At 65.3% G+C, this 15,219-nt stretch carries 13 protein-coding genes; 8 read left to right on the top strand and 5 right to left on the bottom strand.

Annotation, left to right across the window (positions count from 1 at the left end):
- Positions 1-9: 9 nt before the first annotated feature.
- Both IM632_RS09730 and pdxH read right to left on the bottom strand, forming a co-directional pair.
- Positions 10-1,512 carry a bifunctional aminoglycoside phosphotransferase/ATP-binding protein gene (locus IM632_RS09730; RefSeq protein ID WP_296498646.1) on the bottom strand — a complete coding sequence of 501 codons (1,503 nt, stop codon included), beginning with the start codon at positions 1,510-1,512 and terminating at the stop codon, positions 10-12.
- The gene (gene pdxH / locus IM632_RS09735; protein WP_296479813.1) at positions 1,509-2,171 is read right to left on the bottom strand and encodes a pyridoxamine 5'-phosphate oxidase; all 663 of its coding nucleotides are present in this window, start codon (positions 2,169-2,171) and stop codon (positions 1,509-1,511) included. The genes IM632_RS09730 and pdxH overlap by 4 nt, the downstream gene beginning before the upstream one ends.
- A gap of 70 nt (positions 2,172-2,241) precedes the next feature.
- On the opposite strand from pdxH, the gene IM632_RS09740 reads away from it, so the two are divergent.
- The 4 genes from IM632_RS09740 (at position 2,242) to IM632_RS09755 (ending at position 5,357) form a co-directional block, all read left to right on the top strand.
- Entirely contained in the window at positions 2,242-2,922 is a 681-nt protein-coding gene (locus IM632_RS09740) for a dienelactone hydrolase family protein (protein ID WP_296479814.1), read from the top strand.
- 14 nt (positions 2,923-2,936) lie between these two features.
- Positions 2,937-4,022, top strand: a complete 1,086-nt coding sequence (gene aroC / locus IM632_RS09745) for a chorismate synthase (RefSeq protein WP_296479815.1) — start codon at positions 2,937-2,939, stop codon at positions 4,020-4,022.
- A gap of 121 nt (positions 4,023-4,143) precedes the next feature.
- Positions 4,144-4,545, top strand: a complete 402-nt coding sequence (locus IM632_RS09750) for a MerC domain-containing protein (protein ID WP_296479816.1) — start codon at positions 4,144-4,146, stop codon at positions 4,543-4,545.
- A gap of 86 nt (positions 4,546-4,631) precedes the next feature.
- Positions 4,632-5,357 (top strand): superoxide dismutase, encoded by a 726-nt coding sequence (locus tag IM632_RS09755; protein WP_296479817.1) that lies wholly within the window; start codon positions 4,632-4,634, stop codon positions 5,355-5,357.
- A 198-nt stretch (positions 5,358-5,555) separates the two neighbouring features.
- Here the strand turns inward: IM632_RS09755 and IM632_RS09760 are convergent, their stop codons facing one another.
- The 3 genes from IM632_RS09760 to queC are packed head-to-tail and all read right to left on the bottom strand — an operon-like array spanning position 5,556 to position 7,305.
- Positions 5,556-5,930 (bottom strand): 6-carboxytetrahydropterin synthase, encoded by a 375-nt coding sequence (locus IM632_RS09760; protein WP_293540846.1) that lies wholly within the window; start codon positions 5,928-5,930, stop codon positions 5,556-5,558.
- Between the two features lie 23 nt (positions 5,931-5,953).
- The gene (gene queE / locus IM632_RS09765) at positions 5,954-6,586 is read right to left on the bottom strand and encodes a 7-carboxy-7-deazaguanine synthase (protein ID WP_296479818.1); all 633 of its coding nucleotides are present in this window, start codon (positions 6,584-6,586) and stop codon (positions 5,954-5,956) included.
- On the bottom strand, positions 6,583-7,305 hold the full coding sequence (gene queC / locus IM632_RS09770; RefSeq protein WP_296479823.1) for a 7-cyano-7-deazaguanine synthase QueC: 723 nt from the start codon (positions 7,303-7,305) through the stop codon (positions 6,583-6,585). Before queC ends, queE begins: the two co-directional genes overlap by 4 nt.
- Before the next feature lie 329 nt (positions 7,306-7,634).
- Here queC and IM632_RS09775 point away from each other — a divergent pair, with 329 nt between their 5' ends.
- The 4 genes from IM632_RS09775 to IM632_RS09790 all read left to right on the top strand — a co-directional run.
- The gene (locus tag IM632_RS09775) at positions 7,635-10,415 is read left to right on the top strand and encodes a TonB-dependent receptor (protein ID WP_296552279.1); all 2,781 of its coding nucleotides are present in this window, start codon (positions 7,635-7,637) and stop codon (positions 10,413-10,415) included.
- A gap of 710 nt (positions 10,416-11,125) precedes the next feature.
- Positions 11,126-13,051 carry an ATP-binding protein gene (locus tag IM632_RS09780; RefSeq protein ID WP_296479820.1) on the top strand — a complete coding sequence of 642 codons (1,926 nt, stop codon included), beginning with the start codon at positions 11,126-11,128 and terminating at the stop codon, positions 13,049-13,051.
- A gap of 203 nt (positions 13,052-13,254) precedes the next feature.
- The gene (locus IM632_RS09785; RefSeq protein WP_296479821.1) at positions 13,255-13,875 is read left to right on the top strand and encodes a class I SAM-dependent methyltransferase; all 621 of its coding nucleotides are present in this window, start codon (positions 13,255-13,257) and stop codon (positions 13,873-13,875) included.
- A gap of 322 nt (positions 13,876-14,197) precedes the next feature.
- Positions 14,198-15,219 (top strand): lectin-like protein (locus tag IM632_RS09790; RefSeq protein WP_296552281.1); only part of this gene is annotated, 1,022 nt, incomplete at its 3' end.

Consider the following 15,219-nt stretch of genomic DNA (forward strand, 5'->3'; position numbering starts at 1 on the left):
GTCGACGGTTCATGGGTTCGAGGTTCCGGTTCGGCTGAACACATCCAGCGCCGCAGAGGTCGCGTCAAGGTCGGCGCCCAGCCGCGGCCAGTCGATCTGTCCCGACGCCGACCGGGCCTGCAGTTCGAGGGTCTCCGGGGTGGCGTCCGAAGCGTCTCCCGTTCGGGCGGCAAGACGAGCCTTGAGGACCTCGGTGGGGCCTTCCAGCCAGACCGCGGACAGGGACCGGCCGGACAGGCGGGCCAGTTGCGCAGCCCTGGCCCTGTGGCCGGGGTCGAGGAAGGTGGCGTCCAGGATCACGCTGCGCCCGGCGTCGAGGAGGCTCGCCGCCTCGGCGAAGAGGGCGTCATGGACCCGGGCGGACACGTCGGGAGCGTAGGCCTCCGGGGGCAGGCGGTCCGTAGGGGCGGCGCCCGAGAGCCGCTTGCGGATCTCGTCCGAGCGCAGGACAACCGCGCCGGGTGAGGCGCCAAGCTGCGGGGCGATGGCGCGGGCCAGGGTCGTCTTGCCGGTTCCCGACATCCCGCCCACGGCGAAGAGCCGAGGCGGCGTCGGGTCCAGGTGTTTCAGCGCGGCTGCAAGATAAGCGCGCCCGACCGCATCGTGTCCGGAGTTGGCCTCCACGTGCGCCCGCACCACCGCCCGGACAGAGAGCATCAGGGGCAGGGCGGCGAGCCCTGTCCGCAGGCCAGGACCCTCCCGCCGCGCCGCCTCGTCGAGCCAGGCGTCCAGCACCCGGCAGGCGGCGTCGCGCCGGTTCCGGAAGTCGAGATCCATCAGCAGGAAGGCCAGGTCGTACTGGATGTCGATGTCCGACAGCTGGTCGTTGAACTCGATGCAGTCAAAGAGGACCGGACGGCCCCCCTCCAGAAGGATGTTCCCGAGGTGCAGATCGGCGTGACAGCGGCGGGTGAAGCCGGCCCGGCGCCGGTCCTCCAGCAGCCCGGACGCGTCCGCAAAGCGTCCCGCCGTCGTCGCGATCACCGCCTCCACAGCGTCCCGGCCGAGGCGGTCCGCCAGGCCTGTCAGGAGGTGGGCGTTGGAGTCGATGGTGTAGGCGAGGCCCGCAGCCCCCCCGCCCTCGGGCCGGCGGGGCGCCACGGCGTGCAGGCGGGCGATCTCTCGCCCGAGCGCCTCGGCCAGGGTCCCGTCGACCGCCTCGGGGCGGGCCGACAGCACCGAGGACTCATCGAACCGCCGCATCTCCACGGCGTAGTCGACCACGGGCCCCGACCCGTCCAGCTCAACGCCGGTTGGGCTGCGGGTGACGGCGTGGACGCGCCGGTAGATGTCCGGCGCGGCCGGTGCATTGAAGGCGATCTCCCGCTCGGCGGCGTCCCGCCGTCGGTCCAGGGTGGTGAAGTCCACATACCCCAGGTCCACCGGCCGCTTGACCTTCCAGGCGGTGTCCCCCGCCAGGTAGACGCGGTTGCAGGCGGTTTCGATCCGGCGTCCGCCCAGGGCGGAGAAGAAGGCGTCGATCACCGCCTCGTCGCCGGCCTCCGGGGTCACGGATAGAGCCGGCTCGTGGTCCACCCGCCGGGCGCCGCCTCGAAGACCAGCCGCTCATGCAGGCGGAAGGGGCGGTCGCGCCAGAACTCGATGTGCGAAGGCGTGATGCGGAAGCCTGACCAGTGGGGGGGGCGGGGCGCCTTGCCGAGGCCGAACTTCAGGCCGTAGGCGGCGATCGCTCTCTCAAAGGCCAGGCGGTCGGGCAGGGGCTGGGACTGCTGGGAGGCCCAGGCCCCCAGCTGGGCGGGGCGCGCCCGCGTGGCCCAGTAGGCGTCGGCCTCCTCGGCGCTCACCGCCGAGACCGTCCCCCGGACGCGGACCTGCCGCCGCAGGGACTTCCAGTGGAAGAGGAGGGCGGCCTTACCGCTGGCCGCCAGCTGGCGGCCCTTGGCGCTGCCGAGGTTGGTGTAGAAGACGAAGCCGTCGGGGCCGGCGTCCTTCAGAAGGACCATGCGCACGTCGGGCAGGCCGGTCTCGTCCACCGTGGCCAGGGCCATGGCGTTGGGATCGTTGACCTCGGCCTTGACGGCCTCGGCGAGCCATTCACCGAACAGGGCGAGGGGATCCTCCGCCGTGAGCGGCGGCAGGTCTGCGGCGGCGACGCCTGCGAGGTAGTCGTCCTCGGTGGGTGAGGGGGGAATGGGAGGCTTCTCGGTCATGTGCGCCCTATAGCGCAGGCGGGCCGCCGAAGGTATGGCTAGCCGAATACGGGACGAAGGAGGGATCGCCATGGCTGTGCGCGGGCGGATGATCCGGATGAGGATGAGCGACGGCGCCGAGATCGGCGTCTATCACGTCGAGCCGAAGGGCGAGCGGCGGGGCGGCCTTGTCCTGATCCAGGAGATCTTCGGCGTCACCGAGCACATCCGCGAGCAGTGCGACCTCTTCGCCGACCAGGGCTATGAGGTCCTCGCCCCCGCTCTGTATGACCGCGAGGTCCCGGGCTTCGAAGCGACCTATTCCCCCGAGGATATCCAGCGGGCCATGCAGGTGGCGCGGCTGCAGCATGACTTCAAGGTCTCCCTCGAGGACGCCCAGACCTGCATCGACGCTCTGAAGGGCAAGGGCCCCGTCTTCATGACCGGCTACTGCTACGGCGGGTCCGTGACCTGGGCCATGGCCTGCCGGTCCAGGGACCTCGCGGCCGCCTCCGGCTACTACGGCGGCATGATCCCCTCGATGGCCGACCAGACCCCGAACTGCCCGACCATCCTTCACTTCGGCCGGGACGACCACGGCATCCCGATGGAGGGGGTGCAGAAGGTGGCCGAACTCCATCCCGAGGTCGCCGTGCATGTCTATGAGGCCGGCCACGGATTCCAGTCGGACCGCCGCGCCGACTACCATGAACCCAGCGCCCGGCTCGCCCGGGAGAGGACATTGGCCCTGTTCCACGCGAACGGCGGCTAGGACCGGTCCCGCGCATGTCGCACAACACCTTCGGACACCTGTTCCGCGTGACGACCTGGGGCGAGAGCCACGGGCCGGCCCTCGGCTGCGTGGTGGACGGGTGCCCACCGGGCATCACCCTGACCGCCGGGGACATTCAGGTCTTCCTCGACCAGAGGCGGCCGGGGCAGGGGAAGTTCGTCACCCAGCGTCAGGAGCCCGACGCCGTCCGCATCCTGTCCGGCGTGTTCGAGGATGAGCGCACCGGCGGGCAGGTGACCACCGGGACGCCGATCTCGCTGATGATCGAAAACGTCGACCAGCGCAGCCGCGACTACTCCGAGATCGCCCGCGCCTACCGCCCGGGTCACGCCGACTATGCCTATGACGCCAAGTACGGGGTGAGGGACTACCGGGGAGGAGGACGCTCCTCGGCGCGGGAGACCGCGGCCCGGGTCGCCGCAGGCGCCGTGGCCCGCAAGGTGATCCCCGGCGTCGCGATCCGCGCGGCGGTGGTCCAGATCGGACCCCACGCCATTGACCGATCGCGCTTCGACTGGGACCAGAGGACGGAGAACCCCTTCTGGGCGCCTGACGCCGGGATCGTCCCTGTTTGGGAGGCGCACCTTGAGCAGGTGCGCAAGGCCGGGTCCTCCACCGGCGCCGTGATCGAGGTCGAGGCGACCGGGGTTCCCGCCGGCTGGGGCGCGCCCCTCTACGGCAAGCTGGACGCCGAACTGGCCGCCGCCCTGATGTCGATCAACGCCGCCAAGGGTGTGGAGATCGGAGACGGTTTTGCTTCCGCGGCCCTCTCAGGCGAGGAGAATGCCGACGAAATGCGCATGGGCCCGGAGGGTCCTGTCTTCTTGTCGAACCACGCCGGAGGGATCCTTGGGGGGATTTCCAGCGGCCAGCCGGTCACGGCTAGGATCGCGTTCAAGCCGACATCCTCGATCCTCACCCTGCGCCGCTCGATCAACGCTGATGGTGAGGAAATCGACCTGCGCACCAAGGGGCGGCACGATCCCTGCGTCGGCATCCGCGCCGTGCCCGTGGTCGAGGCCATGACCGCCTGCGTCCTGGCCGATGCCTTCCTTCGTCAACGCGGCCAGGTCGGCTAGCCCCCCGGACGATGCTTCACCCGGCGAACAGGGTCGCCCCTCTCGCCTTCTGGGTCTGGACAAGAGTTATACTATAACATATCTACCGGCCTCCAGTCAGGCAGGCGAGGTAGAAGCCGGAATGTCAGTCTCTTCGAGCCGTGTGCCGGACGCTGTGGCCGTCGGAATTTCGGGTCTCTGCCTGATGCACTGCCTGGCGCTTCCGGCCCTGGCGGCGGTCGTTCCCCTCTTCGGCGCCCTGTCCCACGCCGAATGGGTCCACATCCTCTTCTTCTGCGCGGCGGCGCCGGTTTCCGCCCTGGCCCTGAGGACAACGGGCGGCTGGCGTCACCCCGGCGTCAGGGCCCTTTTCCTTCTGGGTGTCGCCGGCCTGGCCGCCGGCCTTCCCTGGGGGTGGCCTGCTGAATGGATCGAGGTCGCCCTGACCAGTCTCGGCGGCGCCGCGCTGGTCGCCGCCCACCTCCTCAATCTCCGTCGGCGCGCCCTTCACCCGGCGCCTGTCGCCATGGCCGCAGAGAATTGACGAGAGCGCCTGCGCCCACCATCTAGCGGGTTCAGGGCTTCCGCGCCCTTTCTCCCCGTTCTTTCGAAAGAGCCAGGATCCCCGACATGCCCGCCCTCGTCCGAATCGCCGCCGCCGCCCTCGTCCTGGGCCTTGCCGGCCCCGCCCTGGCCGCTCCGGCTGCATCGCCCGCCCCCGCCCCCGCCGCTGAGGCCTTCAGCCTGGCGCCCCTGCCCTATGCCTATGAGGCGCTGGAGCCGGTGATCGACGCCCAGACCATGCGCATCCATCACGGCAGGCATCACCAGGGCTATGTGAACAACCTCAACGCCGCCGTGAAGGCCAACCCGTCGCTGCAGGGCAAGTCCCTTGAGGCCCTGATGGGCGAGGTGCAGAACCATCCTCCGGCGCTTCGCAACAATGGTGGCGGCCATTACAACCACACCCTCTTCTGGAAGCTGATGGCGCCGCAAGGACAGGGTGGCGCGCCATCTCAGGCGCTGGTCGCCCAGATCGGCAAGGACTTCGGCTCCCTGGAGGCCTTCAAGGAGGCCTTCCAGGCGGCCGGCGCCCAGAGGTTCGGCTCCGGCTGGGCCTGGCTGGTCTGGACCGGCGACAAGCTCGTCGTGACCAGCACGCCCAATCAGGACAATCCCCTGATGGGCGACGCCCCGGTCAAGGGCGCCCCGGTCATCGCCAACGATGTCTGGGAGCACGCCTACTACCTGAAGTACCAGAACAACCGCGGTTCGTACCTCACCAACTGGTGGACCGTGCTGAACTGGAACGAAGCCAACCGCCTGTTCGAGGCGGCGACCCGAAAGGGAAAATAGGATTTTCCGGGGTTCATCCGGAGCTCCGATCCTAGGGGGAGCAATTCCCCCTTCATTCCTCCCCCCAGGGGGAGGTGGACCGCGCAGCGGGCCGGAGGGGGTCAGCGGCGATGGGGCTTGACCCCCTCACCCGGCTTCGCCGGGAGCTCCCCCTGATGGGGAGCAATGGCTTCCGGGTTCCCGCCTCCCCTGGGGGGCTCAGACCAGGGTCAGGGTGCAGGACTCGCCCAGTGTCGGGCGGGACACCGTGACCCTCGAAAGCCCGGGATAGCGCGCGGCGAGGCGGTCGGCGAACCAGGCGCAGAGGGTCTCCAGTGTGGGGTGCTCAAGCCCGGGCTTGTCGTTCAGCAGGCCATGGTCGAGCTCGCCCGCCGCCGACCTCAGATCGGCGTCGAGGTCCGCAAGGTCGGCGACCCAGCCTACAGGACCGCCGGGCGCGCCCCGGACTGAGGCTTCGACCCGGAAGGAATGGCCATGCAGCTGACGGTAGGGCCGGTGCTCCGGGCCCTCGGACAGATAGTGCGCGGCGTCAAAGGTCGCGGCCTTGGTGATTTCAAACGTACGCTGGGTCATGTCGGGCGGGGCCGGCGAACCGGTCAGGGGATGCCGAGGGTCTTGTGGGTCTGCACGCTTAAACGCCACCGTGGGTGCGAAAGGCAATAGTCGATCGCCGCCTGGGTGTTCTCGGCAAGGCGCGGGCCATCCATGGGCTGCAGGAGAAAGCGTTCGAAGTCCCAGGCCTCGAAGGTCACCGGGTCGACACCCGGCTGGGGGAAGACAAGCTTGAGCTCCCGCCCCGACCTCTGAACCACCGGGACCTGGCCCTTGGGGCTGACGCAGATCCAGTCGATCCCGGGCGGGCAGGGCAGGGACCCGTTGGTCTCCAGGGCGATGTCGAACCCCCGGGTGTGGAGGGCGTCTACCAGGGCCGGGTCAACCTGAAGGAGGGGTTCTCCCCCGGTCAGCACCACGAGGCGGTCATCGGCGCCGCCCCGCCAGGCGCCCAGGACGGCGTCCGCCAGGGCCTCCGCCGTTGCGAAACGGCCTCCGCCCGGTCCGTCCATGCCCACGAAGTCCGTGTCGCAGAAGTTGCAGGCGGCGTCGGCGCGGTCCTCCTCGCGACCGGACCAGAGGTTGCAGCCGGCGAACCGGCAGAAGACCGCGGCCCGGCCCGCTTGGCCGCCCTCGCCCTGGAGGGTCAGGAAGATCTCCTTGACGGCGTAGCTCATGCCGAAAGGACGGGTCGCCCCGCCGCATCCCATTCCCGCCATCCGCGGGCGCGCAGATCGCAGGCCGGACAGGCGCCGCAGCCGTGGCCCCAGTCATGGCGCACGCCGCGTTCGCCCGCATAGCAGGTGTGGGTGTCCTCCAGGGTGATGTCCACAAGAGCCTGGCCGCCCAGCTCATAGGCCAGGGCCCAGGTCTGAGCCTTGGTCAGTCGCATGAGCGGGGTGTCGATCACGAAGGCCTGGTCCATCCCGAGGTTCAGGGCGGCCTGAAGGGCGTCGAGCGTATCCCGGCGGCAGTCGGGATAACCTGAGAAGTCCGTCTCGCACATGCCGCCGACCAGGCGCTTCAGAGCCCGGCGATCCGCGAGCGCCGCGGCCCAGGTCAGGAAGACGAGGTTGCGCCCCGGAACAAAGGTGTTGGGCAGGCCGCGAGCGTCCATCTCGAAGGCCCGCGCCGACGTCATGGCGGTGTCGCCAATGGCCCCGAAGGCGGACAGATCCAGGCGGTGGTCCTGTCCCAGACGGGCGGACCAGGCGGGGAAGGCGGTGCGCATGCGCGCCAGCACGGTGGTCCTCTGGGCCATCTCCACCGCATGGCGCTGCCCATAGTCGAAACCGACGGTTTCGACATGGGCGTAGCGGTCGAGCGCCCAGGCGAGGCAGGCGGTGGAGTCCTGCCCGCCCGAGAACAGCACGAGGGCGTGGTCCGGCGGGAACATGTGCTTCAATACCCCCGCTCTCGCTGCGAAGCAAAATGGCTGTCCCCCTGTTGCGCCGGGACTTCCGGGTCTCCCGCCTTGCCCTGTTGAGCTGACAACCTTGTCAGAACCACTGTGTTTCTTGGCAACAGTGTCAGCCTGTTGCGCGCAAAGCGTCCGATTGTGCGCGCAAAGCGTCCGATTGACGCCACGGAGCCAGTTGACTTCCCGCGCCCATGCCCCGACATCCCCATACAAGACCGGCGCCTTGCCGGCGCGTCTGCATTCGCGCGGACGTTCAAATGGGAGACGGCGGCCTTTACAAAGTCCGTCCCGACAGGAGGAGTTGCATGCGTAAGTCCCACCACATGAAGGCGCTGCTGATCGCCGGCGCCTCCGCCCTCGCCCTCTCGGGCGCCGCTCAGGCGGCGGAAGAGACGTCCACCATCGAGGAACTGGTCGTCACCGCCCAGAAGAAGGCCGAGTCCATTCAGGATGTGCCGATCGCGGTGTCCGCCTTCTCACAGGACGCCCTGGAGAAGTCCCGCATCGACGGCGGTCCCAACCTGGTTCTCGCCATCCCGAACGTGAACTTCTCCAAGGGTAATTTCAACGGATACAACTTTCAGATCCGGGGCATTGGGGCCAAGCTGGTGGCCACCTCGGGCGATGCTGCGACCGGCATCCACCTGAACAATGCGCCACTGATCTCCAACAACCTGTTCGAGACTGAGTTCTACGACGTCGAGCGCGTCGAGGTCCTGCGCGGTCCCCAGGGCACCCTGTACGGCCGGAACGCCACCGGCGGCGTCGTCAACCTCATCTCCAACAAGCCCTCCGACAGGCTGGAGGGCATGGCGCGCGCAGAGTACGGCAATTACAATTCGATCAAGCTGCGCGGCATGATCAACGCGCCCATCAGCGATGCCTTCGCGGTTCGTCTGGCGGGCGCCTATCTGAAGCGCGACGGTTTTGGCAAGAACATCGTGACCGGCAATGACGCGGATTCCCGCGACATGTACGGCTACCGCGCCAGCGTCAGGTTCGAACCCACCGACACCTTCCGGGCCATCGTTGTCTACGACAAGTTCCACGAGGATGACTCCCGCTCGCGGATCGGCAAGCAGTTCTGCTCCAAGGACGTTGGCCCGGCCAATGTGGGCGGCGTGGCCTTCTCGGCGGTTCCGCTCATCGCCCAGGTGCAGCGCGGCCTTTTCAGCCAGGGCTGCCTTGCAACACCCGTCAACAGCCCGGACATTTTCGGAACTGTGAACACCCAGGCGACCCTCGGCGGCCTGTTCGGCGCCCTGGGTGGCTTCCAGACCGGTGACGCCTATGCGGGCAAGATTCAGTCGCGGGATGTGCGTGACATCGAGTCCAATTTCGACCCGATCTACAGGGCCGATACAGATATCGTACAACTGCACCTGGAGTGGGATGTCACGGACAGCCTGCTCCTGACCTCGCTCACCAATCAGTCACGGAACCGTCTCTACAATCGCCAAGACTACAACCGCTATACGCCCTCTGTGAACTTCAACACGACGCCGAATCCGGTGAACGCCCTTGCGGCGGTCCCCGGCTACGCGACGGCGATCTACCCGACACTGTTCCCGGGCGGTGTGGTCAGTGATCCGCAGAATGGGAATTACAACCGATTCACGACGAGTGATATTGCGTCCAATTCCGATAAACAATTCAGCCAGGAAGTTCGTCTTCAATCCGCTTTTGATGGGCCCTTTAACTTTAATGTTGGCGCCCTGTATCTCGATTATTCGACTGAAGGTGATTACTATGTCATGTTTAATACGGGAACGGCCTGGTATCAAGTTAACAATCTTCTGAACACAGGAAATCCAAACTGTACCACCGGCAACGGATGTGTTGGCATTGACCCCAACAAAGATCCCAATCGTTCAGGGCACAACTATTTCGATAGTTATAATCCGTACAGCCTGACGTCAACCGCTGTATTCGGTGAACTCTACTGGGAGATGTCCGAGGACTTCAAGTGGACGCTCGGGCTGCGTTGGACCAAGGATGAGAAGGAGGTGAGAAATTTCGCTGTCACGCTCGGCGTGCCAGGGAATTCGGCGCTGGGAATTCCGGCTTCCGGACTCATCGGCCCGCCCCCCGGAACCAAGCCGGTTCTGGCGGTGGACTTCGAGGAGATGACGGGCCGCTTCGGCTTTGACTGGAAGCCGGAACTGGCCTTCACCGACCAGTCGTTGATCTACGCCTTCTACTCGCGCGGCTACAAGGCGGGCGGTCTGAACCCGCCCTGCTCGCAGAATTGCCCGCCCCCCTCCTTCGAGCCTGAGTTCATCAACGCCTATGAAGTCGGCGCCAAGAACACGCTGCTCGATGGGACGCTGCAGCTGAACGGCACGGCCTTCCTGTACGACTACACCGGCTACCAGGTGTCGAAGATCGTCAACCGGACCTCGATCAATGAGAACATTGACGCCGAGGTGAGGGGCATCGAACTGGAGTCCATCTGGAACCCGATCCAGCCCCTGCGGTTTAACGCCAGCATCGGTTGGCTCGACACCGAGATTACCGGCGGGACGTCCGTCGACGTCTTCAACCGGACCCAAGGCGATCCGAACCTGGTCCTGGTGAAGGCCAGCTCGACCGCCAATTGCGTGGTCTCCAGGACGACTGCGGCGACGGCGCTCTCGATTTCGAACGCCCTCAACAATCCCTTCGCCCTTCTGGGCGTCTGCGATGGCGCCTTCGGCCCGGCGAACGACGGCGTGTCTGTGAACCTCAAGGGTAAGGAACTGCCGAACGCTCCGGAGTTCACGGTATCGCTGGGCGCCCAGTACACGGTCGAAATGGAGAACGGCTGGACCGCCCTCGGCCGGGTCGACTACTACCACCAGACTGACAGCTTTGCCCGTATCTTCAATTCGGCCGCGGACAAGCTTGAGGCCTGGAATAACGTCAACCTGACGGTCTCCCTGGCCAACGCCGACAATGGCTGGTCGGTGGAAGCCTATGTGAAGAATGCGACAGACGAGGAAGCGATCACGGACACCTACCTGACGGATGACTCCTCGGGCCTGTTCCGGAACGCCTTCTATACCGAGCCGCGCACCTTCGGCATCGGCGTCTCCAAGACCTGGTAACGCTTGCGGCGAAGACCGGTCTTCCGGTCAGGGGCCATCCATCGGGGGTCCGCAGGTGACTGCGGACCCCTTTCTCCACCGGCCTTGCTCGGCTCCGTCGGCAAACCTGAACCGCCCCGCTCAGCGCCGGTGGCGGCGCGATTTCGGCGCCCTGTCTTCGCGAGAGACAGAGGCTTTAGGGCGGGAGCAGGTGGAGACATCTGGAAGTCTGGCCTAACCCGCCCCAGCGACCGGCTTGGCCTGCATGCTCGACAACTCGGATCAGGGCGCGCGCCTCGCCTGTCATGCCCATCGCCCGGGTCCGCAGTTTCTCCAGCCTGTCGCTGTGGACGGAACCAACTGGCGGATGACGTCCCGATTGTGACTCCCGCCACCACACGGCGGCCTCTTCAAGAAATCCCGTGTTTAGCGATCGTGGGCGCCGACGATCCCACGGGCGATGATGGCGGCGTCCTCGACGGATCTCTCTGGTCTTGAGCGGCGCCGGCGGCGCTATCCTCCAGGCCAAGGTCGTCCCGCTGGGGGCCCCAAGCATGCGGAATGGATGGAGCTGAAGGACTCACTACCCGCTGCTGCGGAGGAAACGGATGCTTCCAGGCGGCGCCCTGCGACTCGATTCAGCCGGAAACTCCATCAGAGTTCCCCGTCCGTAACACCAACTTAACCGAGATGCTCTATCTTAAGGATATCAGAATGTCGAGGCAATCAACATGCGGCAGTGTCCTGAAAGCTTGATAGGATACGAACACGCACTACTTGAACTGTCAGGTGTAGCGGCGTGGAAATTCTTTGCTGATGGCCAGTTTGATTTCTCTCCGGCAATGTATGATATGTTTGAGCTCGAGCCGGGGTGCACTCCGAGCGAAATTGTATCCCGATATCATCCAGATGACCGAAATTACGTGACGCGTAACCTCGCCAAGGCGTTCGTGACCGGCGGCCCCGTATCGATTCACTACAGGATACTCTTGCCCAGCGGTGAGATTCGCCAAGTCCTATCGCGCGCGATTGCTCAAGATTCCAACGGTATAAAGACAGTAATAGGTTTCAATCTCGATGTAACGACTCAATTAAACGAAATGAAAGTTGATTTAGACGAGGTTCGAAAGTTTAAATTTATCTCTGAAAACACAAGGGACTTGATTATTAGATACTCGTCAGATGGGATTTTTAGGTTCGTATCACCAGCTTCAAGGACGATGCTCGGTTACGAACCCGAAGAGCTCATTGGCACGTCAATTTTTGACATCATTGATAGCGCTGCCCATCCAAGAGCGGCTGAAACCCTAAGCAAGATCATCCAGTCAAAAGGTTACCCTGGCCCCACGGAAGTCCTGGTCGTACGCAAGGATGGGAGTCGGGTTTGGTTGGAGGGCAATCTGCGGCCTGCGCATACGGTCTTTGGTGATCTGATAGAATGGGTGGATGTGCTTCGCGACGTAACAGAGAGAAAGGATGCCGAGAGAGCGCTAGTCAAGGCGCTCGCAGAAGCTGATGCTGCAGCAGAGGCAAAATCACAGTTCCTGGCGAACATGAGTCATGAATTGAGAACACCTCTTACAAGTATCATCGGATTTTCGGATTTGCTTTCAAATGACCAGGATATTTCATCTGTCAGCCGGGACTATATTAGCAAGATTTCCAGAGCAAGCCGGACACTTCTAAATGTTGTCAATGATGTTCTGGATCTATCAAAGCTTGAAAATGGAGCGCTCGAACTCGATTTCACATCGTTCAATCCGGTGCGTCTTGTAGAGGATGCGATCGCCTTGCTGGCGCATCAGGCAGAGAGCAAGAATCTCGAAATTCGATTCAACCGCGAGCCCCCGACGTGTGATTCGTCCGCCTGTTGGTTGCACGGCGACGACATGCGCATAAACCAGGTACTACTGAATCTGTTGTCAAATGCCATCAAATTTACTGAGAATGGCGGGGTCTCAGTCAGTTTATCGACCCAACCCTCGGGCGAGGGTCGGATGTTGCTGACGATCAGCGTGGCCGACAGCGGAGTCGGCATGTCCGCTGACCAGCTCGCCAAGCTTTTTGATCGGTTCTCCCAGGCCGACGGCTCGATCAGCCGGCGCTATGGCGGCACTGGCCTGGGGTTGGCGATATCTCGTCGCCTGATGGAACTGATGGGGGGCTCCATCTCGGTCGAAAGCGAGATGGGCCGAGGTTCATGCTTTACCGTCAAGGTGGAGCTCGACATGTCAGAGCCGGTCGAGGAGTCGACCCGGGAATCGTCGGTCAACCTGGCCTCGTCCATCAACATCCTGCTCGCAGAGGATCACCCGGCAAATCGGGAACTGGTGGGCGCGCTTCTCAAGGACTCGGGCGTCAAGCTGAGCTTTGCGACAAACGGCGCTGAGGCTTTGGCGATGGTCAGCCAGAACGACTACGATCTGGTCCTGATGGATATTCAGATGCCGGTGATGGACGGCGTTTCCGCGACCAAGGCGATCCGGCGACTCCCGGGCCGGGGCGCAACCATTCCCATTATCGCCCTCTCCGCCAATGTCTTGCCGGGCCAGATTCGGCAGTACGAGCAGGATGGCTTCAGCGGACACGTCGGCAAGCCTATCAACGTGGGCGCGCTCTTTGATGCGATTTCGAGTGCGTTGCACGTCCCCGCCTGACCTTGTCGGCGGAGGTCCGCCGGCGCGGCGCTGAAACGAACCTCTTGGAGCAGGGGCGCGCCGCCGTCGGGCTGTTCTGCGGGTCTCCGGTGACAAGGCAGGGCATCGGAGCCCTCTCATCAGGGATGAGGAAGACAACCGGCCCCCTTTGCAAGCCCTGTCCGGCGGGCCAGTGTGTCGACCAGTCTTGCGGAGGGCGCGGCATGGCGGGCTGGTACGAGCGGACACTCCTGCCGAAGTTCCTGGCCTGTGCGTGCTCAGGGCCGCAGATGATGCTCCAGAGGGCGAGGCTGGTTCCCCGGGCGAGCGGTCGCGTCCTCGAACTCGGGGTCGGCATGGGCCTGAACCTGGCCTTCTACGATCCGTCGCGCGTGACCTCGGTCATCGGCGTGGATCCGGCGGCCGAGCTGCGGGCCATGGCCGAGGCCGCGCCCCGGCAGGAGGGGCTGGCGGTTGAGGTCCTGCCCGGGAGGGCCGAGGACCTGCCCTTCGAGGCGTCCAGTTTTGACAGCGTGGTCTGCACCTTCACCCTTTGCTCCGTGCACTCTCCCGAACGCGCTCTGGCGGAGGCCCGCCGGGTCCTGAAGCCGGGCGGGCGGCTGTTCTACTGCGAGCATGGCCTTGCCCCTGATCCCGGCGTCGCCCGGTGGCAGAGGCGCATCGAGCCAGTCTGGAAGCGCCTGGCGGGAGGGTGCCGCCTGACCCGGCCGGTCCTGCCGTTGCTCGAAGGCGCAGGCTTTTCGACCCGCGAGGCGGAGAGCGCCTACCTGCCCAAGGTCCCGCGCTTCGCGGGTTGGAACGTCCTGGGCGAGGCGCAAGCCTGAACGGGAAAAACTAGTCGGACATGGCCGCGGCTATCCCCCCCCAGGCGGTGATGCCGAGAAGGAAACCGAAGTCATACCAGCCCCCTTCGTCGACTGTGTAGCGGCGTCCTCGTTCCGCCCCGCGGCGCCCGGATCCACATGAACGCCTCCTCTTCCCGTACGCACCGCGCCGGGCCGCGGTCCCCGACAGCAACTCCGTGATGCAGCGAGTGATCAGGTCGCAGCCGTCGCAAGGTTAAAGGCGTTTATCCCTGTCGCTTCTCACTCCCTTCACCTTCAGCAGGGCAGTGGAGGGAGATTGTCTTGTGAGGGAGTCCTTTAAGTGGGAACATTTTACGCCGCCGGCCACACCTATCAGATCGTCAAGACGGCCATGACCTGGGCCGCAGCAAGGGCGTGGGCCGAAAGCCAGGGCGGACACCTCGCCTACATCACCAGCGCCTCCGAAAACCAGGCCCTGGTGACCATGACCCAGATGACGACGGGACTGGACGCCGCGCCGACCGCCGCCGACGGGGGCGGCGCGCGTTACCTCTGGCTGGGAGGCTCCGACGCTGACGTTGAAGGGACCTGGCGCTGGGGCGACGGGACCCTGGTCACCTCCGGCTATTCCAACTGGGGCGCAGGCGCCCTCGGCGTGGAGCCGGACGACTATGGCGGCGCCCAGGACGCGATGGCCTTCGGCCTGCAATCCTGGCCCCAGCCCTCGGGCGGCATCGGGGTGGCCTACAAGTGGAACGACGTGAACCCGTCCAACAGCCTCTATTTCGTTGTCGAGTGGGACTACATCCGGGGAACAGCAGGGGCCGATACGATCAGCCGGACCGGCGGGGAGACGGTCTACGGCCTCGAGGGCAATGACGTCATCAGCTATGCCCAAGGTTCGAACGTCCTGCGCGGTGATGCGGGAGACGACTCGCTGTCGGGCGGCTCCGGCTTCGACGACATGCATGGCAACATGGGCAATGACTCCCTTCGCGGGAACGACGGCGACGACTGGGTCGTCGGCGGCAAGGACAACGACCTGCTCTTCGGCGACGCCGGCTTCGACGTCGTCTATGGCAACATGGGCAATGACACCGTCGACGGCGGGGCCGGGAACGACTGGGTGCGCGGCGGCCAGGGCGACGACACGGTCATGGGCGGGGCCGGCGACGACTGGCTCTGGGGCGACAAGGGGAACGACACCCTCAGCGGCGGTGCAGGCGCCGACCTGTTCTACAGCCTGGCGGGCGCCGGCATCGACCGGATCACGGACTTCAACTACGCCGAGGGCGACCGGCTGAAACTGGAGGGCAATCCCGCCCGCACCATCACCCAGTCCGGCGCCGACGTCATCGTCGA

This window comes from Phenylobacterium sp., from assembly GCF_020402505.1.
Taxonomy (GTDB): domain Bacteria; phylum Pseudomonadota; class Alphaproteobacteria; order Caulobacterales; family Caulobacteraceae; genus Phenylobacterium.